The organism is Flavobacterium alkalisoli, from assembly GCF_008000935.1.
GTDB classification, from domain to species: Bacteria; Bacteroidota; Bacteroidia; order Flavobacteriales; family Flavobacteriaceae; genus Flavobacterium; species Flavobacterium alkalisoli.
The window spans coordinates 1,062,046-1,088,679 of record NZ_CP042831.1; the positions used below are offsets into that span (position 1 = coordinate 1,062,046).

Genomic DNA, 26,634 nt, shown 5'->3' on the forward strand with positions numbered 1-26,634 from the left:
TTCTAAAAAGTATATATCCTGTTTGGGGTAACACAATAATCCAGTACCATATCGGTGTGGTTAATGTCATCTATTTTTTTTTCGGCATCAAAAAACGATAATCCTATTTTTATTACATCGCTTTTGCATTTGGCCAAAAATCGGTCGTAAAACCCTTTTCCATACCCTGTGCGGTGTCCTTTGGTGTCAAAGGCCAATAGGGGTACAAAAACCACGTCTATTTTATTGTCGGGTACTTCCAGTCCGTGTACAGGTTCAGGAATACCATATTCATTCTTTTTAAGGCGTGTATTGTCTGTAAGCAGGTAATGTGTCATGCTGCAGTCAGCAAAATCAGATTTAGAAACTACTATTTCCTTATCCTTTCCGGCAAGTATCTGGAGTATGTATTCCGTTTGAATCTCCGTATGCTCTTCTATACTTAAAAACAGGTGAAAATAAACCTTATCCCATATATCAAGCTTTAAAAGCATGTTGGCAATAGCCAGGCTTTTGTCTTCGGTTTCTTCTATAGATAAAGCATTTCTAAGTGCTTTGTATTTTATGCGTAGTTCTTTTTTGGTCATTTTAATGCTTTTGGGTAATATGGAAAATGGCATCGCCCTGATATACTATAGGGCCGTCATTTGCATTAATGATGTAGCCTGTATTAGGAGCTTTTACCTTGTGTTCAAATTTTCCGAAAGGATCGGTTATATGCGCAATTACTTCTCCTTTCTCCACAAACTTTCCGGCAGAGCAATGTGCCTGAAACATGCCCGAGTATTTGGCACGAACCCACCCCGATCTTTCAATGTATATACTGGGTGCCGGTGCTTCCTTAGCCTGTTTTTTAGGGTTAAGCATGTTAAAATGTGCAAGGAAACGTTTTGCTCCCCTTACACCTTCCTGGGTGATGTCGTTATTAATGTCTAACGATTTTCCCCCTTCAAACAAAAGCATTTTCACACCCAGTCTGCCACAGGCATTTCTAAATGATCCTGCAATATTCTTAGAGTATAAAGTAAAAGGCGCATTAAATATGTCCGACAGTTCTTTAAGCTCGGTATTATTGGGTACTATGCGTATTTGTGCTGCGTTAAAACGGCTGGCACCACCGGCATGAAAATCGATGCAATAATCCACATTAGGAATAACCTCATCAAGCAGGTGAAAGGCAAAGCGGCTTGCAAGCGATCCGTTCTTACTACCCGGAAACACCCTGTTTAAATCGCGTCCGTCGGGAAACTCACGTGTCTTATTCACAAACCCGAAAACATTTATTACCGGCATGCAGATAATTGTTCCTTTTTTCGGTTTGTTTATTTTACGCACTATTATCTGGCGTACAATCTCAACGCCGTTTATTTCGTCACCATGTAGCCCGGCAGAAAAAAGTACCACGGGGCCATCAATTTTAGCGCGTTCCACGATAATGGGAACCTTAAGTTTTGTCATGGTATGCAGGCGCGCAATTTCCATATTTATGGTTTTGCTTTCGCCGGGTAATATGGTTTGGCCCAGTATGGTAATGTCTTTGTGTTTTGCCATAGTTATGCAGAAAGGATAAAAATATAAATTATGCCGCATATTATGGCAACAATAGCCTTATTTTGAGATTTAATGTAATGATTTGTTTGTTAACTTTGTTATATGCAAACACCGCTGGAATTACAAATACAAACCCTGCCCGATAGCCCCGGTGTTTACCAGTATTATGATAAAGAAGGGAAACTGCTGTACGTGGGCAAGGCTAAAAACCTGAAAAAGAGGGTTTCATCATATTTTAATAAGGTTCATGAAGTAGGTAAGACAAGGGTAATGGTTAAAAAAATTGTAACCATTAAGCATATTGTTGTGCCTACAGAGAACGATGCCCTGCTGCTGGAAAACAACCTTATTAAAAAGCATCAGCCACGCTATAATGTTATGTTGCGTGACGATAAGACCTATCCGTGGCTTTGTATTAAGAATGAGCCTTTTTCGCGCATTTTCTCTACCCGTAAAATGATAAAGGACGGGTCAGAGTATTTTGGTCCCTACACCAGTTTTAAAACGGTACATACGCTGCTGGATCTTATTAAGGAGCTATATCCGCTAAGAACCTGCAACTACGACCTGAGTGCTGCCAATATAAAAAGCGGTAAGTTTAAGGTTTGCCTGGAATATCACATAGGTAACTGTAAAGGTCCTTGTGAGGGTTACCAGTCGCTGGAAGAATATCAAAGTAATGTAAATGCGGTAAGGGAAATACTTAAAGGTAATTTTAAGGAGAGTCTTAAGGATTTTAAAAAACTGATGCATGAGCTGGCTGCCGATATGCAGTTTGAGGAGGCACAAAAAATAAAGGATAAAATAGATGTGCTGGAAAACTACCAGTCACGTTCTACTGTATTTAATCCTAAGATTTCAAATGTAGATGTGTTTACCATAGTTTCGGATGAGACCATGGCTTATGTAAACTTCATTCAGGTGTCGCATGGGGCTATTATCCGTTCGCATACAATGGATATAAAGAAAAAACTCGATGAAAGCGATGAGGAGCTACTAGAGCTGGCGGTTGTGGAGCTTAGGGAACGTTTCGGACTTAGATCAAGAGAGATATTACTGCCTTTTGAACTTGACCTTGGAGATAATGTAAAGGTAACAGTACCTAAACTGGGAGATAAGAAGCAAATATTAGATTTGTCTGAACGTAATGCCCGTTTTTACCGCATGGATCAGCTTAAGCAAATAAAGATTGTAGATCCTGACAGGCATACCAACCGTATTATGGCGCAGATGAAAAAAGGCCTTCGTTTGCCTGAGGAGCCAAGGCATATAGAATGTTTTGATAACTCAAACATTCAGGGTACTAATCCGGTATCTGCCTGCGTTGTGTTTAAAGACGGAAAACCGAGTAAGAAAGACTATCGTCATTTTAATATAAAAACTGTTGAAGGCCCTAACGATTTTGCTTCAATGGAAGAGGTGGTTTACAGACGATATAAGCGTTTGATGGATGAAAACGAGCCATTGCCGCAGCTTATAATTATTGACGGAGGTAAGGGCCAGCTTTCCTCTGCATTAAAAAGCCTGGATGCGTTAGGATTACGCGGAAAAATCACTATATTGGGAATAGCGAAAAGACTTGAGGAAATCTTTTATCCGGGCGACTCTGTGCCGCTTTATCTGGATAAGAAATCGGAAACCTTAAAGATTATCCAGCACCTTAGGAATGAGGCGCACCGTTTTGGTATAAACTTCCATAGGGATAAGCGTAGCAAAGGTGCTCTTCAAACGTCTATGGAAAGCATACCGGGTATAGGCGAAAAAACTATGGTTACGCTTTTAAAAGAATTTAAATCGGTAAAAAGGCTCACTGCCGCTTCTGAAGAAGATATTGCTAAAGTGGTGGGGCCGTCTAAAGCTAAAAAAATTACAGAATTTTATAAAAATAAGTAAGTAATGAAACGTCCACTCCTTCTCCTGTTATGCCTTTTGTCAGTCCATGTAATAATGGCGCAGGAAGAGGATACCTTACAGCCGAAAAAGCCAAAAATAGGGGTAGTATTAAGTGGAGGAGGCGCTAAAGGATTAGCCCATATAGGGGCCCTTAAGGTGCTTGAAGAAGCGGGTGTTGAAATATCCTACATAGGCGGTACCAGTATGGGTGCCATAATAGGGGGATTGTATGCCTCGGGCTATAGTGCCAAACAGCTTGATTCCATTTTTCAGAATGTGGATTCCGATGCTTTACTTCGTGATTTTACCCCCAGGGGTTCTAAAAACTTTTTTGAGAAACGTAATGATGAGATTTATGCATTAACCCTTCCGTTTAAAAATTTTAAACTCGGGTTCCCTACAGCCGTATCTAAAGGTCTTTATAACTATGCTATTATAAACCGCCTTACCAATCATGTAAGGCATATAAGGGATTTTAATAATCTCCCTATTCCTTTTGTGTGTATTGCAACTAATATAGAAACCGGAGAGGAAGTTGTTCTTCATGAAGGTGTTTTGCCGGATGCCATATTAGCAAGTGGGGCTTTTCCATCATTATATTATCCGGTAGAGATAGACGGTAAATTGCTTATTGATGGCGGTGTAAGCAATAACTATCCTGTTGAGGAGGTGAAGAAGATGGGAGCCGATATAATTATAGGGATTGATGTACAGGACGGCCTTAAGTCCCGTGATGAAATTAAGGGCGCTACCGGAATTCTGGTACAGATAAATAACTACCAGATGATTGAAAAGATGGTGAAGAAACGAAAAGAGACTGATGTGTATATAAAACCCGATATTTCAGGCTATTCGGTTATTTCGTTTGATCAGGGAAGGGAAATTATAGATGAGGGCGAAAAGGCGGCTGTAAAGATGTGGGATACAATAAGAAAATACGGTTCAGGCAGGCCAATTGTAAAAGAGAAACCAAAAACCGAAGACACGCTGAATATTGAATATATTAAAGTAAACAGTCTTAAGTATTACAATAAGTCATATGTAGTGGGTAAACTTAGGATTAAAGCAGGATCTAAAGTAACTTACAAAAAGCTTGATGAAGGTATAAGCAGCCTTAACGCGACGCAAAACTTTAATGCTATATCTTATTGCTTTGATAAAGGGCCTAATGGCGAGGATGTACTTAATATGCATCTTGAAGAAAACCCTATTAACCGCTACCTTAAGTTCGGTTTGCATTATGATGGACTTTATAAGAGTGCTGTACTGGTAAATCTTACCCAGAAAAAACTTCTGTTTCAAAATGATGTGGCATCGCTGGATGTTATACTAGGAGATCATTTCCGTTACAATTTTGATTATTATCTTGACAATGGTTTCCACATAAGTTATGGTTTCCATTCCAGATACAGTAATTTTAACCGTAATATTTCTGCTGAATATAACGAAGGAGAGTTTTTAAGAGCATTTGGGGTTAATGCCCTTAATCTTGACTTTACCGATTTTACAAACAGGGCCTATCTTCAAACCATTTTTACCCAAAAATTCCTTATAGGTGGTGGGGCAGAGCTTAAACACCTGAAAATACAGAGTGAAACGGTAAACAGTGCCGATCATATTTTTGATGATAGTGATTACTTTTCTCTTTATGGCTATTTAAAGTATGACTCCTATGATAACAAGTATTTCCCTAAAAAAGGATGGTATTTTTCGGGAGAGGCAAAAACCTTCCTATTCTCCTCTGATTATAACGAGATTTTTGGGCGTTTCAGCATCTTTAAAGCCGATATGGGTATAGTTAAGGAAGTGTTGCCTAAATTATCCATAGAGCTGCGAACAGAAGGAGGATTTACCGTTACGAGTGATGCTACAGTACCTTTCTTTGAATTTATTTTGGGAGGATATGGTTATTATATGACCAATAATTTCCGACACTTTTTTGGATATGATTTCCTTAGTCTTTCAGGAGACAGCTATATTAAAGGTACAGCAATTATGGATTATGAGATTTTCAGGAAAAACCATATCAATTTTACGGCAAACTATGCCAATATAGGACACAGGATTTATGATGAGGGTAACATCTTCTCTGTACCTCAATATTCGGGTTATGCTTTTGGATATGGTATGGAAACCATTATAGGGCCAATAGAGATAAAACACAGCTGGTCTCCCGATACCAGAAATCACTATACCTGGTTTAGCGTAGGATTCTGGTTCTAAAATAAAAGCCAAAAGGCAGGATTAATTATCCTGCCTTTGTGTTTCATTATCATTTTCTGAGTAGGAGTCCGGCTCCTGTTTTGGTTTTGTGGTTAAAACCTTATAGAAAAAATATGCTGTTATGGCAATTACAATTCCCTGTGCACATGCCATTATTATTATTGCTTCTGTTTTCATACTGTTGCCCTCCCTTCTTTAACTCGTTTTAAATATGCTCTGTAAACCACTACACATATAAAGATAAATAAAGTTATCAATAATAGCCTGCCCAGTGTTTTATACATTACATTGTTTGTAAACTTACCTTCGGCAATTTTGTCTTTAGGTTTTACAACATCACCTTTATTAACTACTGTATGCTGGTCACCTTTAAAAGAGTATGTTTTAAAGTCGGTATACTTTACGGTAGTTAAGCTGCTTTGTGCTTTGTTAAACACTTTTCTTTCATTATCAAAAGCAATTTTTACAAAGTTTGGTGCAACAGAGTCTACCACGCCAAATTCTGCAGTGCTGCCATAGCTCTCTGCATAGTAGGCATCGGCAAACCATTCCTTGTTGTTTGTATCTGCGTCAGTTGCTTTGTTTACTATATCCGGTATACTTGCAATAAGTACCCATCCTAAAAGACCCGGCGTTACAACAAGTATGATGTATTTAAATATAACTGGCACTTTAATATCGGCACCAAGGTTAATTTCTTCCCAACCTCTTTTAATACCAAATATCCAAGCAAATAATACTGTTTCAAGGAAAGCAAACACCACAAGGCTTACAGTTCCTGCCCAGTAATCATATTCATCAAATACACCTTCTTTAAAGAAAATTACTGTTGGTAATCCCATGATAAGGGCAATAAGCCCGAAAGACCATGCGCCTTTCTTGTTTTTCCAGCCAAACTCGTCGCGCATAAAGCCTATCCATGGCGTACCCATAGCCAGAGATGAGGTAATTCCGGCAAAGAACAATAGTCCGAACCAGAAGATTCCGGCAAAAATGGCTAATACATCACCCCATTGCTGGAAGAGGTAAGGCATGGTTTGGAACGCCATACCAAAGCCTGCGTTTTGAAGTACCCAGTCAAGGCCAAGATAACCTGCTGCGATAGGTATTACTATAGAGCTACCCAGTACAACCTCTACAAATTCGTTCATGAAACCGGCAGAAACTGCATTTAAGGCGATATCGTCTTTAGATTTTATATAAGCTGCATAGCAGTGAACAGTACCCATACCTACAGATAGGGTAAAGAATATCTGTCCGGCGGCAGCGAGCCACACTTTAGGATTCCAGAGAGAGTCAAACTGTGGTGTCCACAAGAAGTTAAGTCCGTCCCAGGCATTGGCATTAGGGAATAATGCCGAAGCACCGTCTGTACCTAATGTTAAGCCTTTAATAGCCAGTACAACACCAAATAAAATAAGTAGCGGCATACCTATTTTAGCTACTTTTTCTATACCGCCAAGGCCTTTAGATAATATGTATGTGTTTAAAAGTAAGCATATTATGTAGAAAACAACAGCCTCAAAAGGGATTCCTGTTGTGCTTTTTGCTATTGTGGTATAGGTATCAAAAAATCCTGCAACATCTGACTGATTCATTCCGTTGAAAGTTCCCGATACGGAATGGTATACATAAGACATAGTCCAGGATTCGATATAACAATAATAGGAAGCGACAGCAATATTGGTAAAGATACCGAAGACACCAATATATTTCCATATTCGGCCCTTAGCCATGGTGTCAAGAATATAAGGGGTACTGTGATTGCCAAACCTTCCGCCAAAACGGCCTGTAGACCATTCTATAAAAAGTAGCGGTATTCCCATTACTACAAAACACACAAGGTAAGGTATAATAAAAGCACCACCTCCGTTTTGCACTGCCTGTACAGGGAATCTTAAAAAGTTACCTAATCCAACCGCATTACCTGCCATTGCCAGAATTAAGCCTACCCGTGAGCCCCACGATTCTGCTTTCGCTGCCATAAAGGATATTTGTTTTTTGGTTTATAATGGCTTCAAAGATAGAAAAACAAATAGAAAAGTAAAGAAAACGTAAATTAAATTAAAAATCCGTAAAGGCTTTTAACATAAGTGTTTCACTTTTATTAAATGCAAAGAAATGTGTACAAAAGATTCTTAATTACTAGTTGATTTATCAGTATACTTAATTTTTAATTGATAATGGCTGGTTATTGTAAATATTGTCTAATAATTAAGGCTTAAAATTAAATTTTTCCGATATTTGTCTAATGAATTCAGCTTGGACAGATTTATTAAGTCACCTTAAATTCCTCATCAAGAGGAATCCGGAATGATCCATATTAATGGTGTACCCGTTTAATATGTTTAATTAATAAATTTCAATTATGCCTATATATCATAAATTAGGGGATTTTCCTCAAAAACGACATGTGCAGTTTGAGAAACCAAACGGAGGGTTCTACTATGAGCAGCTTTTCGGGACAGAAGGTTTTCACGGGCATGCTTCGTTACTGTATCATGTACACAGGCCTACTCAGGTAAAAGAGGTTTTAAGGTCTTATTCAGTTGAACCCGAAATTGCTATAGATAAGAATATAAAATCACTTTTATTAAAAGGATTTGAGCTGCAGCCTAAAGATGACTTTCTTGAAAGCCGTACCGATATGCTCGTAAACAACGAATGTATAATAGGTCTTGCCGCTCCAAGAAAATCGCTTCGCGAATACTTTTATAAAAATGCTGATGCCGATGAGATGCTATTTATTCACAAGGGTAAAGGTAAGCTTCGCACTTTTATGGGTAACATTCCTTTTGAATATGGAGATTACCTTATTATACCTCGCGGTATGATTTATCAGATAGATTTTGAAACCAGCGATAACCGCCTGTTTTATGTAGAATCTACCAGTCCTTTCTATACACCTAAGCGTTACAAAAATGCAAGCGGACAGCATTTAGAGCATTCTCCGTTCTGTGAGAGGGATTTTAAATTGCCCGAAGAGCTTGAAACATATGATGAAAAAGGGGATTTCCTTATCAAGATAAAAAAAGAAGGAATGATGCATGAGGTTGTTTATGCAACACATCCTTTTGATGTTGTGGGTTGGGATGGTTATAACTTCCCTTACGGCTTTAGTATTCATAACTTTGAGCCTATTACCGGCAGGGTTCACTTACCGCCGCCAATTCACCAAACGTTTGAAACTACCGGATTTGTGGTTTGTTCATTCTGCCCAAGGCTTTATGACTACCACCCTAAATCTATACCGGCGCCATACAATCACAGTAATATAGACAGTGATGAGGTGCTTTATTATGTAGACGGTGACTTTATGAGCCGTAACAATATAGAGCAGGGTCATATTACACTTCACCCTAAAGGTATCCCTCACGGGCCTGCACCGGGAGCTATGGAGCGTAGTATAGGTCAAACCGAAACTCAGGAGCTTGCGGTAATGGTAGATACTTTCCGTCCGCTTAAAGTTACTAAAGCTGCCATGGGTATTGACGATGGTAAGTACTACAAATCGTGGGTAGAATAATTTTTAAAAACTAACAGACAAAACAAAAACATCTCCTTTTAGGGGAGCTTAAAATACTTTTAGACTATGAGCAAAGAAGTAAAAAGCGTAGAATACGGCTTAGAGAAAATATTTGAAGGGGCACAGGATTTCCTACCTCTTTTAGGTACAGATTATATTGAATTTTATGTGGGTAACGCTAAACAGGCGGCTCATTATTATAAAACAGCATTCGGATTCCAGTCTCATGCTTATGCAGGACTTGAAACTGGGATGAAAGACAGGGCATCTTATGTGCTTAAGCAGGATAAAATCCGTTTAGTATTAACTACTCCTTTAACAGCAGATTCTCCACTTAACGATCATATCGTTAAACATGGTGACGGTGTTAAAATTGTAGCGCTTTGGGTAGAGGATGCAAGAAAATCATTTGAGGAAACTACTAAGAGAGGTGCTAAAGTATACATGGAGCCAACTGTTGAAACAGATGAGTTTGGTGAAGTGGTACGTGCAGGTATCTATACTTATGGGGAAACGGTACACATGTTTGTAGAGCGTAAAAACTACAAAGGTGCTTTCCTTCCGGGATATAAAGAATGGAAATCTGATTATAACCCTGAGTCAACAGGTCTTAAATATGTAGACCACATGGTAGGTAACGTGGGTTGGAATGAAATGAATACATGGGTTAAATGGTATGAGGATGTAATGGGATTTGTTAACTTCCTTTCGTTTGACGACAAACAAATACATACTGAGTACTCTGCGCTTATGAGTAAAGTAATGAGTAACGGTAACGGTAGGATTAAGTTCCCTATCAACGAGCCTGCTGAAGGAGCAAAGAGATCTCAGATTGAAGAGTATCTTGATTTCTATGGTGGTCCCGGTGTACAGCACATTGCTATCGCAACAGATGATATCATTAAAACAGTAAGTGCTCTTAAAGCAAGAGGGGTTGAATTTCTTTCTGCACCGCCACATGCTTATTATGAGGAAGTGCCAAACCGTCTTGGTGATCACATGAGTATAATGAAAGAGGATATTAGCGTTTTAGAGAGCCTTGGTATCATGGTTGATGCCGATGAGGAAGGTTATTTATTACAGATTTTCACTAAGCCGGTTGAAGACCGCCCAACACTTTTCTACGAAATAATTCAAAGAATGGGTGCAAGAGGCTTTGGTGCAGGTAACTTTAAAGCTCTGTTTGAGTCAATTGAGAGAGAACAGGCATTGAGAGGAACGCTATAAAACTGCATTAAAATTTAACTATTGATAATTTTAGACTATCAAAAGGCTATTTTTTTGAGGAATATGTGTTAAAGTAAAAATTTAACAAATAATTTTTCAATAAAAGTGAATACATTTGCACTCGCAAAAAAGGAGGTATAGTTAACTCACTTTTTGTAAAGTAATTTTTCATAATTTATAGTTTTTTGGTTGGTTAATAGCATAAAAACCCGGTCATTAATTTTGACTGGGTTTTTTTGTTTATTATTTTTGGAACGAATATTGCAAAAATACAGTTGTAAAAACACCAAAATTTAGAAAATTGCTATGAAAAAGTTAATGACAGTTCTTTTGTTCTTTACAATCTGTAATGTCTTTTCCCAAAGTGCCTTTTCTACGGGCGAGTATTTTAAGTTCCGTATTCACTACGGAATTGTAAATGCCGGCTATGCCACTCTTGAGGTAAAGGATGCGGTTAAGAACAACAAGAAAGTGCACCATGTTGTGGGCAAGGGTTATACCACGGGTATGACAAAATTCTTTTTTAAGGTAGAGGACAACTACCAAAGTTATTTTGATAAAGAAACCGGCAGGCCTTATCAGTTTGTAAGAAAAATAGATGAGGGTGGTTATACTAAAAATCAGGAAGGCTTTTTTAATCAGGGTAACAATACCGTTACGGTAAACGATTACAAGAACGATACTAAAAAAACATTTACAGTTCCTAATAATGTACAGGACATCGTGTCAGTATTTTATTATTTAAGGAATCATCCTGACGTGAGTGATCTTAAGACGGGAGAGTCTATTGCTGTAGATATGTTTTTTGATGATGAGGTGACGAAGTTTAAGTTAAAATTCCTTGGGCGAGAGGATTTAAAGACTAAATTTGGGACCGTTTCTGCAATGATATTCAGACCCTATGTTCAGGCAGGTCGTGTATTTAAGGAGGAGGAGAGTTTAACTGTCTGGATTTCAGACGATGAAAACAGAATTCCTTTACGAATTAAGGCCGAACTGGCGGTGGGTTCCCTAAAGGCAGATTTAGATGAATATAAAGGGCTTAGCCACTCTTTTAAAATAAAATCGAAGTAAAACAAAATGGATATTACACCCGCAATAAAGCAACAGCTTGACGAACTTGATGAAAAATTTAAGGCCTTAAACCAAAAGACCGAAACCCATTTGGAGGGACTTCGTTGGGCCAAGCCAATTACCTATTGGGATTACATTCAAACCGATGCATTATTAAACCTGCAAATCCAAAGGACTACGCTTCCGGATGAGATGGTTTTTATTATGTATCATCAGGTAAACGAGCTGCTGTTTAAAATGATATTGTGGGAAGTGGAACAGCTTTGCCATACCGAAAAACCGGAAACAGCTTACTTTACAGAGAAGCTTATGCGCATAAGCCGTTACTTTGATATGCTAACCACTTCGTTTACCATTATGGGAGACGGTATGGAGGTAGATCAGTACATGAAGTTCAGGAATACCCTAACTCCTGCAAGTGGTTTCCAGAGCGCTCAATACCGCTTAATTGAATTTGCTTCTACAGATCTTATAAACCTTATAGATTACAGATACAGGGCTACTATAGACAGGAATACTCCGTATGAACATGCATTGGAGCACCTGTACTGGCAGGCAGCCGGTAAAGATTATAAAACCGGAGAGAAGTCATACCTGTTAAGCGAATTTGAGAAAAAATACAAAGGCGAGTTCCTTCACTTTATGGAAGAGTACAATACCATAAACATCTGGAGGAAATTTAAGCAGCTGCCGGATGAAGCACAAAATGATGCTACACTGGTTAAGGCAATGCGCCATTATGATTATACGGTAAACGTAACCTGGGTTATGGGGCATTACAACACTGCAAAAAAATACATTGAGAGTGTTGCCGGGCCTCAGGAAGCCACAGGAGGAAGCGACTGGAAAAAGTATATGCATCCTAAATACCAGAGAAGGATATTTTTCCCTGAACTATGGAGTGAGGAGGAATTGAAGCACTGGGGAGAAAACGTATAATAACCGTATAAAACATCAAAATTGAGATATCTTACTTTCATATTATTATTAACTACTTTAATTGCGTGTAACAACAAAAAGGAAGAGGAAAAGATACCAGAACCTGTAGCAAAGAAAGAGGTTAAAATAATAAAAGAGTTTGGCTTTGCGGTAGACAGCTTTCAGGTAGTGCACGACACTATAAGGAGTGGTGATACCTTTGGGGCATTACTTGCAAAACAGAATTTTGATGCAGCTGCCATACACAATATAACCGAAAAAATAAGGGATACCTTTAACCTAAGGGATATACGTGTAGGTAAGCCCTATACACTTTTTAAAGATAAAAACGCACCGAATGACTTAATGGTGTTTGTTTATGAACCTGATAAGTTGAGTTATTATGTAGTTGACTTAAGGGATTCTGTTGTAGTACATAAAAAGAAACGCCCTGTAACGGTTAAACGCAGGATTATAGCGGGAGAAATTGAAGGTTCGCTTGCAGGTACTTTAGATAAAGAAGGGGTAGGGCCGGCAGTGGCTCAGGAACTTTCGGAGATTTATGCCTGGAGTGTCGATTTCTTCAGGATACAAAAAGGTGATAAGTTTGGTGTAATTATAAACGAGACATACATTAGCGATACCATTTATGCCGGTATTAAAAATATAGAAGCATCTTTCTTTGAATATAAGGGAGATAAAATATATGCTTTCCCTTTTAAGCAGGACACCCTTGCAAAAACCTACGATTATTACGATCAGGACGGTAAGGCCTTAAAGAGTATGTTCCTTAAGGCACCGCTTAAATTTAGCCGTATAAGTTCGCGCTTTTCACCAAAACGTTTCCACCCCGTTCAAAAAAGATGGAAAGCTCATAACGGTACCGATTATGCCGCACCTACTGGAACACCTATTATGGCTACTGCCCACGGTGTTGTAGAAAGGGCAGGATATACATCGGGTAACGGTAACTATGTGAAAATAAAACACAATAATACTTACTCTACACAGTACCTGCACATGTCTAAGATTTTAGTAAAAACAGGACAAAGGGTAAGCCAGGGACAAATTATAGGTAAGGTAGGTAGTACAGGACTTGCAACGGGACCTCACGTTTGCTATCGTTTCTGGAAAAATGGAGTACAGGTAGATGCGCTTAAGCAGAAGTTTACCAGCTCAGAACCTATGAAGAAGGAACATTTGCCGCGATATGAGGCTTATATGCAGCCTTTAAAGAAAGAACTTGACAGTATCTCAAACCTCAAATTTAATAATAATAAGTAATGGCAATGGAAAATATCAATCCAACAGGTACCGCAGCCTGGAAGGAATTACAAAAGCACTATGCCGATATGCAGAATGCTTCCATGCAGGAGATGTTTGCCGCTGATAAGAACAGGAGCGAAAAGTTCCATATTCAGTGGAATAACTTTTTAGTAGATTACTCAAAAAACATCGTTAACGAACAAACTTTAGGCCTTTTAGTAAAACTGGCAGGCGAATCGGGTCTTGCAGGAGCAATTGAAAGCTACTTTGCAGGAGATGCTATTAACAGGACAGAAAACAGGGCAGTGCTTCATACCGCATTAAGAGCACCGCAAACTGCAGATGTAAAAGTTGATGGCGAGAATGTAATGCCGGAAGTTTTTTCGGTAAAGAGTAAAATTCAGGAGTTTTGTAACGGTGTTATAAACGGAACCCGTAAAGGATATACAGGAAAAACATTTACCGATGTGGTAAACATTGGGATTGGGGGTAGCGACTTAGGTCCTGCTATGGTAGTGGAAGCTATGGCTTATTACCGTAACCATTTAAATGTACGTTTTATATCAAATGTAGATGGCGACCATGTAATGGAAAGCCTTAAAGGCCTTAATCCTGAAACTACACTTTTTGTAATTGTATCTAAAACCTTTACAACTCAGGAAACACTTTCTAATGCACAAACGGTAAGGGAATGGTTCCTTAAGTCGGGTTCGCAGCAGGATGTGGCCAAACATTTTGTTGCTGTATCTACTAATATTGGTAAAGTTACCGAGTTTGGTATCGATGAGAATAACATTTTCCCTATGTGGGATTGGGTAGGCGGACGTTTCTCTTTATGGAGTGCGGTGGGTCTTTCCATAAGCCTTTCTGTAGGGTTTGATAATTTTGATAAGTTACTGAAAGGTGCCCATGATATGGACGAGCACTTCAGGACAGCACAGCATGATAAAAACATTCCGGTAGTACTTGCTTTATTAAGCATTTGGTACAACAATTTCTTTGGTGCCGAGAGTGAAGCATTAATACCTTACACACAATACCTGCAAAAACTGGCTCCATACCTGCAACAGGGTATAATGGAAAGTAACGGTAAGAGTGTAGACCGTAACGGTAATCCGGTAGATTATCAAACGGGTACTATTATTTGGGGAGAGCCGGGAACTAATTCTCAGCATGCTTTCTTCCAGTTAATACACCAAGGGACTAAACTTATCCCGACTGATTTTATTGGTTTTGTGGCTCCGCTACATGGAAACAAGGACCATCATGATAAACTGATGTCTAACTTCTTTGCGCAAACTGAGGCATTACTTAACGGTAAGACAGAAGCTCAGGTTAAGGCAGAGTTTGCCAAGCAGGGGATAGATGGCGATAAAGCGGCATTTTTACTTCCGTTTAAGGTGTTTACAGGTAATAAGCCTACAAATACTCTTTTGATTGATAAACTGACTCCAGAGGCCTTAGGTTCGCTTATAGCATTATATGAACACAAGATATTTGTTCAGGGTGTTATATGGAATATCTTTAGCTACGACCAGTGGGGTGTGGAATTAGGAAAACAGCTGGCTAACTCTATTTTAGATGAGATTAATTCCGGGGACGTAAAACAGCACGATAATTCTACCGAATTCCTGTTAAAATACTTCCTTAAAAACAGAAAATAACACACTGTAGCTTTAATAAGTTATGTATAAAACAAAAGCCCGAATATCAATTCGGGCTTTTTTTATGCCTAAATCAAAAAAATCAGGTTACCATTCTGCAAATAAAAGTTTACCTCTAGGTAAACGTATAATGAGGTTTTTAAAGTTTTTTTAAACTAATAGTTTACTGGTTATCAATATATTGTAAATACAGGTGTATTTAATAATTGCTTAACCTGAGGTTAGAGGTAAAACACAAATTTTGCGCTCAAACTTAAACACACGCGTAAAAATGAAGAATTTTAAAACCTTGTTATTCACTTTTTCTATGCTTATGCTTGGAGTAGTTGCATTTGCTCAGGAAACTATTACAGGTACAGTTATCGATGGCGATACTAACTTACCTTTAACTGCAGCTAACGTTTTTGTTAGAGGTACATCGGAAGGGACTACAGCTAATGTAGATGGTGTATTTACACTTAAAACGAGCAGGACTTCGGGAGATCTTTTAATCTCTTTTGTTGGTTATGAAACCAAAGTTGTTCCGTTTACAATCAATGCGGGACAAACACTTAATATCGGTTCTATAACACTACTTACAGATTCTGAAGAACTGGAAGCCGTTGTTATAGTAGGAGCCGGGGTTATTGATATGGAGGAAGACAGGAAAACTCCTGTTGCCGTATCTAAAATAAGCTATAAAGAAATTCAGCAGAAATCAGGAAGCCAGGATTTTCCTGAGGTTATGAAAAACACTCCGTCTGTATACGTTGCGAGTCAGGCAGGAGGTTTTGGTGATTCAAAAGTATATGTACGTGGTTTTGACCAGACAAATACTGCATTCTTATTAAACGGTCAGCCAATAAACGGTATGGAAGACGGTAACATGTACTGGTCTAACTGGAGCGGTATGACAGATGTTGCAAGCTCTGTACAGGTGCAAAGAGGTTTAGGTTCTTCTAAACTTGCTATTTCATCTGTGGGTGGTACGGTAAACATTGTTACAAAAGCTACTCAGTTAAGAGAAGGTGGTTTTGCACAGTCTACAATAGGAAATAACAATTTCATTAAAAATACGGTATCATACAACACAGGTATGATGGAAAACGGGTGGGGTTTTAGTGCCCTTCTTACTAAATGGAGTGGCGACGGTTACAACCGCGGTACTTATGGTGAGGGACAAAACTATTTTATATCTGCAGGATATAAAGCAAATGAAAAACACCTTTTCAACTTCCTTATTTTTGGTGCACCACAATGGCATGACCAAAACTTCACTAAATCTATCTCAAGTTATTTAACTAACGGTAGAAAATATAACAACAATTACGGTTATTATAACGGTGATTATATGTCGGAGAGAAGAAATTACTACCATAAGCCGGTAGCTAACTTTAACTGGGATTTTACTATTAACGATGCAATGCAGCTTTCTACAGTATTATATGCTTCATGGGGTCGTGGTGGCGGAACCGGAAACTGGGGTAGCGGTAGAGTAAGAACTGCAGATGGTCATGTTGATTTTGATGCTATTGCAGAGAACAATGCTGCTCTTCCGGGAGCTATAGGTTCACTGGGTAATGGTGCTTATGCAATTCGTAACTCAGTTAACAACCACGCCTGGTATGGTTTGGTTTCTAACTTTAACCATAAGCTTACAGATAATCTTAGCTATAATGCAGGTGTCGATTTAAGAACTTATAAAGGAGATCACTATAGAACAATCAACCATTTCTTAGGTCTTAACGGATGGGAAACAACAGATAATGCACAATATCCAGGTGGATATATTGTAACAGATGCATTTAGTGCAAAACCTTGGAGCTCTTTATTTGATAAAGCAGATGACGACCAAAAAGTAAACTATGATTATAGTGAGAGAATTAGCTACGGAGGTGTTTTCGGGCAGGTTGAATATGCTACAGATTCTTTCTCTGCATATTTTCAGGGAGCTGTATCTACACAATCTCATATTCGTTGGGACAGATTTGGTTATGTAGAGGCTGAAGAAGAATCTCCTAAGGTAAACAATACAGGTTTCAATATTAAAGGAGGTGTAAGCTATAGCATTAACGAAAACCATACTTTCTTTGGTAATGCAGGTTATTATTCAAGACAGCCGTACCACGATAATATCTACCTTAATTTTGGTAACGATGTAAACCCATTAACTGAAAATGAAAAGGTAACCGGTCTTGAGTTAGGTTACAGGTTAAGAACCCAGTTTATAGATGCTAACGTAAACCTTTACAGAACTACATGGGAAGATCGTGTAACGACAACTTCAGATGAGGATGAAATTAGTGGAGACAGAATCTATTTTAATAACTCCGGTGTGGTACAATTACACAAAGGTATAGAGGTTGATTTTGCAGCACATCCGTTTACATTCCTTGATGTTAAAGGTTTCGGGTCGTTTGGTGACTGGACTTATGACGATAACATTTATCAGAGAACTTTTGATCAGAATCAAAATCTTCTTGATGAAGAGATTGTTGATGTAGAAGGTGGTAAAGTAGGTGGAGGTGCACAAACTACTTACGGATTTGGATTAGTGTACAGAGCTACAGGAAGACTATCTGTTGATGTAGACTGGAGAAACTACGATAACCTTTACAGTACTGCCGTAGTGAAAAATAATATTCAATTACCTTCTTTTGATGTTTTTGATGCAGGAGCTACTTACAAACTTACATTCCCTGAAACATCTTTAACGTTCCGATTAAATGTGAACAACGTTTTTGGAGAAGTTTACATGTCTGAAATGACATCGGCTAACCCGGTTGAAGACGGAGATGACTCTTACAAAGGGATTAACGTTAGTAATAACGTGTTCTTTGGTAACGGTACTACCTGGAACTTTGGTATGAGATTTAATTTCTAATTATACAGCAGGATTATTTAATTTCACCGAGCCCCGCTTTAAGCGGGGCTCATTTTTATGATTTATGCAATGATAAAATTCCTATTTTTGTAGGAAACAAAAACTAACTTTTATGTACGATTCCGTTTTCGAATTACACTCTTACTGGGCTTTTGCCGCACTTGGACTTTTATTAATTGCAACTTTAAATGCCTTTGCGGGTTTATCTTCTAAAAGGGCTTTTACTCCAAAAGACAGGAAAATATCAATGATTGCACTTATATTTTCACACATACAGTTATTGTTGGGAATAGTGCTTTATTTTGTTTCGCCTTATTTGCAAACAGCTAAAGACGCAGGAATGGGAGCTGTAATGAAAGACAGTACATTAAGATTATATCTTGTAGAACATCCGGTTGTTAATATTATTGCAATTGTACTAATTACTATAGGTTGGTCTAAACATAAAAAAACAGAAGACAGCCAGGCTAAGTTTAAAAAAATTGGTTGGATGTATGCAATAGCATTCCTGCTTTTACTAAGCAGAATTCCATGGAGTGCATGGTTATCATAAAAAATATATAGGCCGCTTTGCGGCCTTTTTTATTTTGTGGCATTTAATTTGCTGCAAAGGGATAAATTTTTGTGTATGAAGAAAGCAGTAATTTTTATTATTGGGATTTTTGTTTTTGCGGTTGTTTCCGCTTTTTCGGTTTTAAGCGAAAAGAAAGTTTCTGTGTCGGGTAGTCTGCCTGCTGCATTAAACGATACGGTTGTTCCTGTTTTAAAAATGTATAAAACAGATGTTCTTGCCACTTATTATCATGATAAGTTTAACGGCAGGAAAACAACCAGCGGAGAGCGTTTTGATAATACTAAATATACTGCGGCACACAAAAGCCTTCCTTTTGGCACTGTTGTTAGGGTAACAAACGAAAAGAACGGAAAGTTCGTGGATGTTAAGATTAACGACAGGGGGCCGTTTAGTAAAACTCTGGAAATAGACCTTACAAAAAAGGCTTTTATGGAGATAGTATCCAATAAAAATTCAGGAACCGCTAAGGTTAAAATAGAAATAATTGAATAATTGAAACCGGCACTTGTGCCGGTTTTTTTTATTGTTAAAGAAAATTTAACAATAAAATAGTTCGATTGGTTCGGTTTAGACCGAACTAAATTTTATACCTTTGTTCAAAATTTTATAAAATGTCAGATTTAAGCAAGGATAGGGATGAGTTGGTGGAGTTGTTTGGCATCCATTTCGAGACACATTATAATTTGCCTCCGTTGGCAGGCCGCATTATGGGTACGCTTATAGTAGACTGTAAACAGGCAATGACTTTTGAAGCACTGGTAGAAAAACTTTCTGCGAGCAAAAGCTCTATTTCAACCAATCTTAACCTGTTGCTTAAAATGGGTAAAATAAGATACTATACTTTACCGGGCGACAGAAAAAAATACTTTAAGCCTGCACCGTTTAGCGAAAGGCTGGAGAGTTATGTAAAAATGGTGGAGCAGGAAAAGATACTGGTAGATAAAATGTTGTCGTATCGTGAAAGAACAGCTTCATGCCCTTTAGAACGGTTTGACCTCACTCACGTACAAGCCTATAAGGATCACGTTTTGGAAATAGGCAATCTTTTAGAAAAGACAATTGAACAGTTTAAACAGATAGAAAAAGAAAGAATAGATCAATTTAATTCAAACATTAATAATGAGAAATAAATCATTTTTAGGAGCAGTAGCCGCCATGTTAATGGTAACGGCATGTGGAAAAAAACAGGAGCAGGCACCACAAATGGGCCCTATGCCTTTTCCTGTTCAAACTATTTCACAACAGGATGCTGTTATATATGAGGAATACACTGCTAACCTTGAGGGTCAGCAAAATGTTGAGATAAGGCCAAAAGTTACCGGATTTATCCAGAAAGTTTATGTAGACGAGGGTCAGGAAGTTAAAAAAGGGCAGCTTTTATTTAAGCTGGAAACCCAAACCCTGAGCCAGGATGCTGCAGCTGCAAAAGCAAATGTAGATGCTGCACAGGTTGAGGTAGACAGACTTAAACCCCTTGTTGACCGAAAAATTATAAGTAACGTTCAGCTTGAAACAGCTAAGGCTAAACTGGCTCAGGCTCAGGCAAGCTATAGTTCAGTGGCAGCAAATATAGGTTATGCAACCATTACATCTCCGGTAAACGGAGTTGTAGGAGGGCTTCCGTATAAAGAGGGTAGCCTTGTTAGCGCTACAATGCAGGATCCGCTTACTACAGTAGCAGATACTAAAATAATGCGTGCCTATTTTACAATGAACGAAAAACAGATGCTTGATTTTACAAGAGAGTTTGAAGGAAATTCATTAGCTAAGAAAATTGCTAACACACCGGATGTAAACCTTTTATTGATTGATGGTTCTGTGTATGAGGAAAAAGGCCGCATTAGAACTGTAAACGGCTTAATCAATCCGCAAACAGGTACTACCGAGTTCAGGGCAGAATTCCCTAACCCGCAAAGTATATTAAGAAGCGGAAGCAGTGGTGTTGTTCAACTTCCTATACAAAAGAAAAACGCCATACTGGTTCCCCAAAATGCAGTTATGGATATGCAGGGTAAACAAATGATTTACATTGTAAATAAAGATAATACGGTAAAATCGACCATAATACAGGTGGCCACTACTTCAGGACTTAACTATATAGTTACGGAAGGATTAAACCCTGGCGATGTAATAGTTGTGGAAGGCGCTACTAAACTTAGAGACGGGCAGCAGATTGTGCCTCAGTCTAAAAAAGAGGATGCTGCACCTGCACAGGCTGCCGATACAGCAGCTTCAGCAAAAAAATAAGAAGTTACTCCGCATAAAATAAGATAAACTATGCTAAAAACATTTATAGAAAGGCCGGTACTAAGTACCGTAATTTCGATATTAATCACCATATTGGGTATTTTAGGGCTTATGTCGCTGCCGGTAGAGCAGTATCCTGAAATTGCCCCTCCTACCGTTCAGGTAACAGCTACCTACACGGGTGCGAATGCCGAAACGGTATTAAACAGTGTTATTGTACCGCTGGAAGAAGAAATAAATGGTGTGGAAGGGATGACCTACATGACCTCTTCTGCCGCAAACGACGGTACAGGTAAAATAAGCGTTTTCTTTGAGCTGGGTACTAACCCTGATATTGCTGCGGTAAACGTACAAAACCGTGTGGCACGTGCTAACAGTAAACTGCCTCAGGCGGTACTGCAAACAGGTGTTACCACAGTAAAAAGTCAAACCAGTGCGCTTATGTTCCTTTCACTGTATTCCACAAACAAGGAATATGATGGTACTTTTGTGCAGAACTACGCAAAAATTAACCTTGTACCAAGCCTGCAAAGGGTAAAAGGTGTAGGTCAGGTAAACGTATTTGGCGCCAGAGACTACTCTATGCGTATATGGATAGATCCTGAAAAAATGTCTGCCTATAACCTTTCTCCAAAAGATATTCAGGCAGCGCTACAGGAACAGAACGTAGAGGCAGCGCCAGGTAAATTTGGTGAAAATGCCGAAGGTATCTATGAATATGTAATAAAATACAAAGGTCGACTTTCTACCACAAAGGAATATGAAGATATTGTGGTTAAGGCAGTAGGTAACGGAAACTTTTTAAGACTTAAGGATGTTGCTACGGTAGAGCTTGGAGCGTTTAACTACGGTTCTAAGAACTTTGGTATGGGTAACGAAGGTGTTGCTATTGGTATATTCCAGACATCGGGATCAAACGCCAATGACATTATTGATGAGGTTAACACCATTCTTGAAGAAAGTAAAGCGAGTTTCCCAGAGGGTATTAAATATGTAATACCATATAATACTAAAACATTCCTTGATGCATCTATTGATAAGGTAAGCCATACATTAGTTGAAGCTTTTATACTGGTATTTATCGTAGTGTTTCTTTTCCTTCAGGATGTAAGGTCTACATTAATTCCGGCTATAGCAGTTCCGGTTGCTATTATCGGTACGTTCTTCTTCCTGCAATTGTTTGGCTTCTCTATAAACCTGCTAACACTGTTTGCATTAGTATTGGCAATTGGTATTGTAGTGGATGATGCCATCGTGGTTGTAGAGGCGGTACACGCCAAACTCGATGAAGGAGCCAAATCGGCTAAGGAGGCAACCCTTTCTGCCATGAGTGAAATATCAGGGGCTATCGTTTCCATTACTCTTGTAATGTCGGCGGTATTTATTCCGGTATCTTTCCTTAATGGTCCTTCAGGGGTTTTCTATAAGCAATTTGCCATAACACTTGCCGTATCCATCTTAATTTCGGCGGTAAACGCGTTAACGTTGAGTCCGGCACTTTGTGCGCTTTTCCTTAAACCTCATGATGAACATGAACACGGTAAAAAGAAAAACTTTAAAGACAGGTTCTTTATAGCTTTCAATGCCGGTTTTGACTCTATGAATAACAAGTACAGCAAATCGCTTGGATTCCTTATAAAAAGAAAATGGGTTGGTGTATTAGGGCTTCTTGTATTTACAGGAATAACCTATTTCCTTTTCACAACTACCCCTACAGGATTTATTCCTAACGAAGACCGTGGTATAATCATGGCAGACATTACCATGCCTCCGGGAACAACGTTAGAGAAAACTCAAAAAGCAGTAAATCAGCTGGATTCAATATTGGTTTCTATGCCAATGGTAGAAGCAAGGATGAATATTGTTGGTTTCAGTTTGCTTAACGGTATTAATGGTAGTTCTTACGCTTTCTCTGTAATCAAGCTTAAAGACTGGAGTGAAAGGACAGAAGACAACCAGTCGGTAGATGCCATAGTGAAAGAATTATTTGGACGTACAGCCGGATTTAAAGATGCAAGGGCGTTATTCTTTACGCCACCAAGTGTACAGGGATTTGGTACTGCCGATGGTTTTGAGTTTAAACTTCAGGATAAGGGAGATGACGACTGGACAACGGTAAGTAAAGTTGCCAATGAGTTCCTTGCAGAGCTGTCTAAAAGACCGGAAGTACAATATGCCATAACCAACTTTAACCCTGGCTTCCCGCAATATCAAATGGATATTAATGTGGAAAGGGCTAAGGATGCGGGTGTATCGGTTAGCGATATATTCAATACCATGCAGGGTTACTATGGTGGTCTTTATACAACAGACTTTAACCGATTTGGTAAGCAATTCCGTGTAATGATACAGGCTAAGCCCGATTCAAGAGCGGATGAAAAATCGATAAACAATATTTATGTACGTAATGCAGCCGGACAAATGGTTGCCATTAGCCAGTTTATCGACTTTAAGAAAATATATGGTCCCGAAGCTGTTGCCCGTTTCAACCTTTTAAAAGCGGTTAACGTAAACGGTAAGGCAAATCCTGGATACAGTTCGGGTGACGCTATTAAGGCTATTCAGGAAGTAGCTGCTCAGCACCTGCCTAAAACATATACCTATGAGTTTTCGGGTATGACCCGTGAGGAAATCCTTGCCGGTAACCAGCAGATGGGAGTATTCCTTTTAAGCTTAATATTTGTGTACTTCCTTTTAAGTGCGCAGTATGAGAGCTACATAGTTCCTCTATCGGTTATCCTTTCATTACCTGTGGGTATAGCGGGAGCAATTGGCTTTGTTAAGCTTGCCGGTATGGAAAACAATATTTATTTCCAGGTAGCACTAATCATGCTTATAGGTCTCCTCGCTAAGAACGCTATCCTTATTGTAGAGTTTGCCATTCAGCGAAGGCGACATGGTATGAGCCTTGCCGAATCGGCTATAGAAGGAGCTAAGGCGCGTTTAAGGCCTATCCTTATGACGTCGTTTGCATTTATACTGGGACTTTTACCACTTGCACTTGCTAACGGGGTAGGTGCTGTAGGTAATCGCTCTATAGGTATGGGTGCCGTAGGAGGTATGCTTATAGGTACGGTATTCGGGGTATTTGTAATACCGGTACTGTTTGTAATATTCCAGGGACTTCAGGAAAGGATATCAGGCGGACCTAAGTTAGTGGAAACAGAAAATAAGGAAGCATAATTATAGTTTCAGAAGAAAATGAGAAATTTAAAAATATACAGAGTAGTTCTTTTGGCAGGTGCAGGATTGATTATGCAGTCGTGCCTTGTTGCCAAAGACTACGAAAGGCCGGATGTTAAGGCAGAGAACCTCTACAGGACAGAGGTGGTAGCTCAGGACAGTACATCGCTTGCAGATGTATCGTGGGATAAACTGTTTACAGATCCTGTTTTGCAACAGCATATAAATAAAGGCCTGCAGAACAATTTTGATATAAGAGTAGCAATACAAAATATAACGGCAGCAGATGCTTATTTAAAACAGGCAAAATCGGGTTATTTACCAACTTTAAGCGGTACGGCAAGCTTAACGCATCAGGAACTTGCTAAAAACAGCCAGTTTGGTAGTTTTTTTAACGGAGCATTGGATCAGTACCAGTTAAGTGCAAATCTTTCATGGGAAGCCGATATCTGGGGTAAAATAAGAAGCAATAAGCGTGCAGCCAACGCTACCTATTTACAGACTATAGCAGCTAATCAGGCAGTAAAGACTAAAGTAATTACTGATATAGCCAACACTTATTACCAGCTTTTAGCTCTTGATGCACAGTTAAAAGTGGCAGAAGAAACACTTATTAACCGTAATGAGAGTGTTGATGCAATTTTGGCCTTAAAAGAATCGGGAAGTGTGAACGAAGTTGCAGTGCAGCAAACCGAAGCTCAAAAATATGCTACAGAGCTTATTATTGAGGATGTAAAAACCAACATTATACTTATGGAGAACGTAATGAGTATATTGTTAGGTGAAGCTCCGGATGAGATAGAGAGAACTACGCTGGAAGAGCAGGTTTTAAACCCTGATATTAAGTTGGGATATTCTGCTTCACTTCTTAAAAACAGACCTGATGTAATCGCTGCCGAATATAATCTTATCAATAAGTTTGAGCTTACCAATGTGGCAAGGGCTAACTTTTATCCTCAATTCACTATTACGGCAACGGGAGGCTTACAAAGCCTTGATGTTAGCCAGTTGTTTAGTACAAATTCATTGTTTGCTAATATAGTGGGCGGACTTACCCAGCCTATCTTTAACCAAAGGCAGATAAGGACTCAAAACGAGGTGGCCAAAGCCAACAAAGAGCAGGCATACATACAGTTTGAGCAGGCGTTGGTTAATGCGGGTAAAGAAGTATCGGATGCGTTGGCACAATACAATAATGAAACCAAGAAACTTACCATAAGGGATAAGCAGGTTGAGGCTCTTAGAAAGGCTTCTGATTACTCAGATGAGTTACTGGAGTACGGACTTGTAAACTATCTGGAATCATTAACAGCTAAATACAGCGCGCTTAATGCCGAACTTGATTTAGTTGATAATAAATATAGGCAATATCTGGCCGTAATTAACCTTTACAAAGCGTTAGGGGGCGGATGGAAATAATATAATTTCGGGTAGTCCGGATTATTTGATTAATTGTTTGTTTTATGTAAAACCGTCTGATAACTTTATTTTATCGGGCGGTTTTGTTTTTTTAATAAAAAGTCCGTAACAAAACTTAAAATTTTGTTAATGAAATTATGAGAATGGTAAAAATGATAACCCGCTCATTTTGTGATTGTTTTTAATATACATTTGTTTCGAACAAACAAAATTACTACTATGGATTTTATGCTGATGGCTACAACTGCTTTCCTTATGGTAGCGTTGTATTATGCGAGTAATTCTTTTGAAGATGCCCACATGCGCTCAAGCCGCAAACGTGCCCTTATATTGTTTAGGGAAAACAGGGAAAACAGCCTTAAACTTTATACCGAACTTGAAGTTTATGTAAGCAAAAATGATATTTGGTCTTACAATGCTTTTGAGGATACCGATATTACTTTTGCAGAGCTTATAGAAACTCTGAAAGAGAAACATGATATCGAATATTCAGACAAAGCAGAAACGGAAATTGAAAAAACCAAATTCACCCGTACCCAAATAGAGGATTGCTTAGAAAGGCTGGATTACGAGCAGGAGTTTATATCTTCTCTTGAGTCTAATATACAGTTTAGGAATATAAACTTTGAAAAGCAGGATATAGCCTAAAACAGAGACCTGAATACTTCTATTAATATTGCTAAAGCTGCAATACCTATAACCAGATGTAAAAGGCTTTGTCCTGTGGTTTTCTCTTCCTGTAATCTTCCGTTTTTGCGTAATTGCGTTTTTAATCCTATGGTTGAATTGATAACTAATGAGGTAATAAGCTCATAAGTATCTTCGTCTACCGTAAATTCATGGCGCGTACCAAAAACTGATGTTTTTTCTGAAACAACCTTACCATTGTAAGTTACAGTTTCTTTTCCCCAATCGTTATTGTAGAAAGTAATTGCTGCTTCGCCTACGGTAAAATCTAAAGTTGTCATGTCTTTTTATTAGGTGTTTTACAAAACTACAAAATTAAACCTTCTGTTACTGTTGGTAA

21 protein-coding genes are annotated in these 26,634 nt (G+C 38.7%); 16 read left to right on the forward strand and 5 right to left on the reverse strand.

Annotated features, from left to right (window positions below):
* Positions 1-2: 2 nt before the first annotated feature.
* Together FUA48_RS04645 and FUA48_RS04650 are read right to left on the reverse strand one after the other, a co-directional pair.
* On the reverse strand, positions 3-566 hold the full coding sequence (locus FUA48_RS04645; RefSeq protein ID WP_147582463.1) for a 5-formyltetrahydrofolate cyclo-ligase: 564 nt from the start codon (positions 564-566) through the stop codon (positions 3-5).
* Between the two features lies 1 nt (position 567).
* Entirely contained in the window at positions 568-1,530 is a 963-nt protein-coding gene (locus FUA48_RS04650; RefSeq protein WP_147582464.1) for a succinylglutamate desuccinylase/aspartoacylase family protein, read from the reverse strand.
* A 102-nt stretch (positions 1,531-1,632) separates the two neighbouring features.
* On the opposite strand from FUA48_RS04650, the gene uvrC reads away from it, so the two are divergent.
* Positions 1,633-3,423: an excinuclease ABC subunit UvrC gene (uvrC, locus tag FUA48_RS04655; RefSeq protein ID WP_147582465.1), complete on the forward strand. Its 1,791-nt coding sequence runs from the start codon at positions 1,633-1,635 to the stop codon at positions 3,421-3,423.
* A 3-nt stretch (positions 3,424-3,426) separates the two neighbouring features.
* Complete coding sequence (locus FUA48_RS04660; protein WP_147582466.1) at positions 3,427-5,646, forward strand: patatin-like phospholipase family protein; 2,220 nt, start codon at positions 3,427-3,429, stop codon at positions 5,644-5,646.
* Positions 5,647-5,667: 21 nt separating this feature from the next.
* Here FUA48_RS04660 and FUA48_RS18320 read toward each other — a convergent pair whose 3' ends face one another.
* The gene (locus tag FUA48_RS18320; RefSeq protein ID WP_168196938.1) at positions 5,668-5,823 is read right to left on the reverse strand and encodes a hypothetical protein; all 156 of its coding nucleotides are present in this window, start codon (positions 5,821-5,823) and stop codon (positions 5,668-5,670) included.
* The gene (locus FUA48_RS04665; RefSeq protein WP_147582467.1) at positions 5,820-7,631 is read right to left on the reverse strand and encodes a sodium-dependent transporter; all 1,812 of its coding nucleotides are present in this window, start codon (positions 7,629-7,631) and stop codon (positions 5,820-5,822) included. The genes FUA48_RS18320 and FUA48_RS04665 overlap by 4 nt, the downstream gene beginning before the upstream one ends.
* 383 nt (positions 7,632-8,014) lie before the next feature.
* On the opposite strand from FUA48_RS04665, the gene FUA48_RS04670 reads away from it, so the two are divergent.
* The 14 genes from FUA48_RS04670 (at position 8,015) to FUA48_RS04735 (ending at position 26,255) form a co-directional block, all read left to right on the forward strand.
* Positions 8,015-9,172 carry a homogentisate 1,2-dioxygenase gene (locus FUA48_RS04670; protein WP_147582468.1) on the forward strand — a complete coding sequence of 386 codons (1,158 nt, stop codon included), beginning with the start codon at positions 8,015-8,017 and terminating at the stop codon, positions 9,170-9,172.
* A 66-nt stretch (positions 9,173-9,238) separates the two neighbouring features.
* Positions 9,239-10,399: a 4-hydroxyphenylpyruvate dioxygenase gene (gene hppD, locus FUA48_RS04675; RefSeq protein WP_147582469.1), complete on the forward strand. Its 1,161-nt coding sequence runs from the start codon at positions 9,239-9,241 to the stop codon at positions 10,397-10,399.
* Between the two features lie 306 nt (positions 10,400-10,705).
* Positions 10,706-11,473, forward strand: a complete 768-nt coding sequence (locus tag FUA48_RS04680; protein ID WP_129751961.1) for a DUF3108 domain-containing protein — start codon at positions 10,706-10,708, stop codon at positions 11,471-11,473.
* A gap of 6 nt (positions 11,474-11,479) precedes the next feature.
* Positions 11,480-12,412 carry a tryptophan 2,3-dioxygenase family protein gene (locus tag FUA48_RS04685; RefSeq protein WP_147582470.1) on the forward strand — a complete coding sequence of 311 codons (933 nt, stop codon included), beginning with the start codon at positions 11,480-11,482 and terminating at the stop codon, positions 12,410-12,412.
* A 21-nt stretch (positions 12,413-12,433) separates the two neighbouring features.
* Positions 12,434-13,675 (forward strand): M23 family metallopeptidase, encoded by a 1,242-nt coding sequence (locus FUA48_RS04690; RefSeq protein WP_147582471.1) that lies wholly within the window; start codon positions 12,434-12,436, stop codon positions 13,673-13,675.
* Positions 13,675-15,321: a glucose-6-phosphate isomerase gene (pgi, locus tag FUA48_RS04695; protein ID WP_147582472.1), complete on the forward strand. Its 1,647-nt coding sequence runs from the start codon at positions 13,675-13,677 to the stop codon at positions 15,319-15,321. The genes FUA48_RS04690 and pgi overlap by 1 nt, the downstream gene beginning before the upstream one ends.
* A 271-nt stretch (positions 15,322-15,592) precedes the next feature.
* A complete protein-coding gene (locus tag FUA48_RS04700) occupies positions 15,593-18,184 on the forward strand; it encodes a TonB-dependent receptor (protein ID WP_147582473.1) in 2,592 nt (863 codons plus the stop codon).
* A 112-nt stretch (positions 18,185-18,296) separates the two neighbouring features.
* Positions 18,297-18,737, forward strand: coding sequence for a hypothetical protein (locus FUA48_RS04705; protein WP_147582474.1), 441 nt, complete (start codon positions 18,297-18,299; stop codon positions 18,735-18,737).
* A 75-nt stretch (positions 18,738-18,812) separates the two neighbouring features.
* Positions 18,813-19,250: a septal ring lytic transglycosylase RlpA family protein gene (locus tag FUA48_RS04710; RefSeq protein WP_147582475.1), complete on the forward strand. Its 438-nt coding sequence runs from the start codon at positions 18,813-18,815 to the stop codon at positions 19,248-19,250.
* A gap of 119 nt (positions 19,251-19,369) precedes the next feature.
* Entirely contained in the window at positions 19,370-19,888 is a 519-nt protein-coding gene (locus tag FUA48_RS04715; RefSeq protein WP_147582476.1) for a GbsR/MarR family transcriptional regulator, read from the forward strand.
* On the forward strand, positions 19,878-21,005 hold the full coding sequence (locus FUA48_RS04720; RefSeq protein WP_147582477.1) for an efflux RND transporter periplasmic adaptor subunit: 1,128 nt from the start codon (positions 19,878-19,880) through the stop codon (positions 21,003-21,005). The genes FUA48_RS04715 and FUA48_RS04720 overlap by 11 nt, the downstream gene beginning before the upstream one ends.
* A 30-nt stretch (positions 21,006-21,035) precedes the next feature.
* Positions 21,036-24,188, forward strand: a complete 3,153-nt coding sequence (locus FUA48_RS04725) for an efflux RND transporter permease subunit (protein WP_129751970.1) — start codon at positions 21,036-21,038, stop codon at positions 24,186-24,188.
* An 18-nt stretch (positions 24,189-24,206) separates the two neighbouring features.
* Positions 24,207-25,607 (forward strand): efflux transporter outer membrane subunit, encoded by a 1,401-nt coding sequence (locus FUA48_RS04730; protein ID WP_147582478.1) that lies wholly within the window; start codon positions 24,207-24,209, stop codon positions 25,605-25,607.
* 219 nt (positions 25,608-25,826) lie between these two features.
* Positions 25,827-26,255, forward strand: a complete 429-nt coding sequence (locus FUA48_RS04735; RefSeq protein ID WP_147582479.1) for a hypothetical protein — start codon at positions 25,827-25,829, stop codon at positions 26,253-26,255.
* Here FUA48_RS04735 and FUA48_RS04740 read toward each other — a convergent pair.
* Positions 26,252-26,575, reverse strand: a complete 324-nt coding sequence (locus tag FUA48_RS04740; RefSeq protein ID WP_147582480.1) for a hypothetical protein — start codon at positions 26,573-26,575, stop codon at positions 26,252-26,254. The two genes, FUA48_RS04735 and FUA48_RS04740, sit on opposite strands and share 4 nt — an antisense overlap.
* Between the last annotated feature and the right edge of the window lie 59 nt (positions 26,576-26,634).

Excerpts from the sequence above, each read along its gene's own strand:
- FUA48_RS04645 (WP_147582463.1), bottom strand. The coding sequence starts at position 566 with ATGACCAAAAAAGAACTACGCATAAAATACAAAGCACTTAGAAATGCT.
- FUA48_RS04650 (WP_147582464.1), bottom strand. The coding sequence starts at position 1,530 with ATGGCAAAACACAAAGACATTACCATACTGGGCCAAACCATATTACCC.
- uvrC (WP_147582465.1), top strand. The coding sequence starts at position 1,633 with ATGCAAACACCGCTGGAATTACAAATACAAACCCTGCCCGATAGCCCC.
- FUA48_RS04660 (WP_147582466.1), top strand. The coding sequence starts at position 3,427 with ATGAAACGTCCACTCCTTCTCCTGTTATGCCTTTTGTCAGTCCATGTA.
- FUA48_RS18320 (WP_168196938.1), bottom strand. The coding sequence starts at position 5,823 with ATGAAAACAGAAGCAATAATAATAATGGCATGTGCACAGGGAATTGTA.
- FUA48_RS04665 (WP_147582467.1), bottom strand. The coding sequence starts at position 7,631 with ATGGCAGCGAAAGCAGAATCGTGGGGCTCACGGGTAGGCTTAATTCTG.
- FUA48_RS04670 (WP_147582468.1), top strand. The coding sequence starts at position 8,015 with ATGCCTATATATCATAAATTAGGGGATTTTCCTCAAAAACGACATGTG.
- hppD (WP_147582469.1), top strand. The coding sequence starts at position 9,239 with ATGAGCAAAGAAGTAAAAAGCGTAGAATACGGCTTAGAGAAAATATTT.
- FUA48_RS04680 (WP_129751961.1), top strand. The coding sequence starts at position 10,706 with ATGAAAAAGTTAATGACAGTTCTTTTGTTCTTTACAATCTGTAATGTC.
- FUA48_RS04685 (WP_147582470.1), top strand. The coding sequence starts at position 11,480 with ATGGATATTACACCCGCAATAAAGCAACAGCTTGACGAACTTGATGAA.
- pgi (WP_147582472.1), top strand. The coding sequence starts at position 13,675 with ATGGCAATGGAAAATATCAATCCAACAGGTACCGCAGCCTGGAAGGAA.
- FUA48_RS04700 (WP_147582473.1), top strand. The coding sequence starts at position 15,593 with ATGAAGAATTTTAAAACCTTGTTATTCACTTTTTCTATGCTTATGCTT.
- FUA48_RS04705 (WP_147582474.1), top strand. The coding sequence starts at position 18,297 with ATGTACGATTCCGTTTTCGAATTACACTCTTACTGGGCTTTTGCCGCA.
- FUA48_RS04710 (WP_147582475.1), top strand. The coding sequence starts at position 18,813 with ATGAAGAAAGCAGTAATTTTTATTATTGGGATTTTTGTTTTTGCGGTT.
- FUA48_RS04715 (WP_147582476.1), top strand. The coding sequence starts at position 19,370 with ATGTCAGATTTAAGCAAGGATAGGGATGAGTTGGTGGAGTTGTTTGGC.
- FUA48_RS04720 (WP_147582477.1), top strand. The coding sequence starts at position 19,878 with ATGAGAAATAAATCATTTTTAGGAGCAGTAGCCGCCATGTTAATGGTA.
- FUA48_RS04725 (WP_129751970.1), top strand. The coding sequence starts at position 21,036 with ATGCTAAAAACATTTATAGAAAGGCCGGTACTAAGTACCGTAATTTCG.
- FUA48_RS04730 (WP_147582478.1), top strand. The coding sequence starts at position 24,207 with ATGAGAAATTTAAAAATATACAGAGTAGTTCTTTTGGCAGGTGCAGGA.
- FUA48_RS04735 (WP_147582479.1), top strand. The coding sequence starts at position 25,827 with ATGGATTTTATGCTGATGGCTACAACTGCTTTCCTTATGGTAGCGTTG.
- FUA48_RS04740 (WP_147582480.1), bottom strand. The coding sequence starts at position 26,575 with ATGACAACTTTAGATTTTACCGTAGGCGAAGCAGCAATTACTTTCTAC.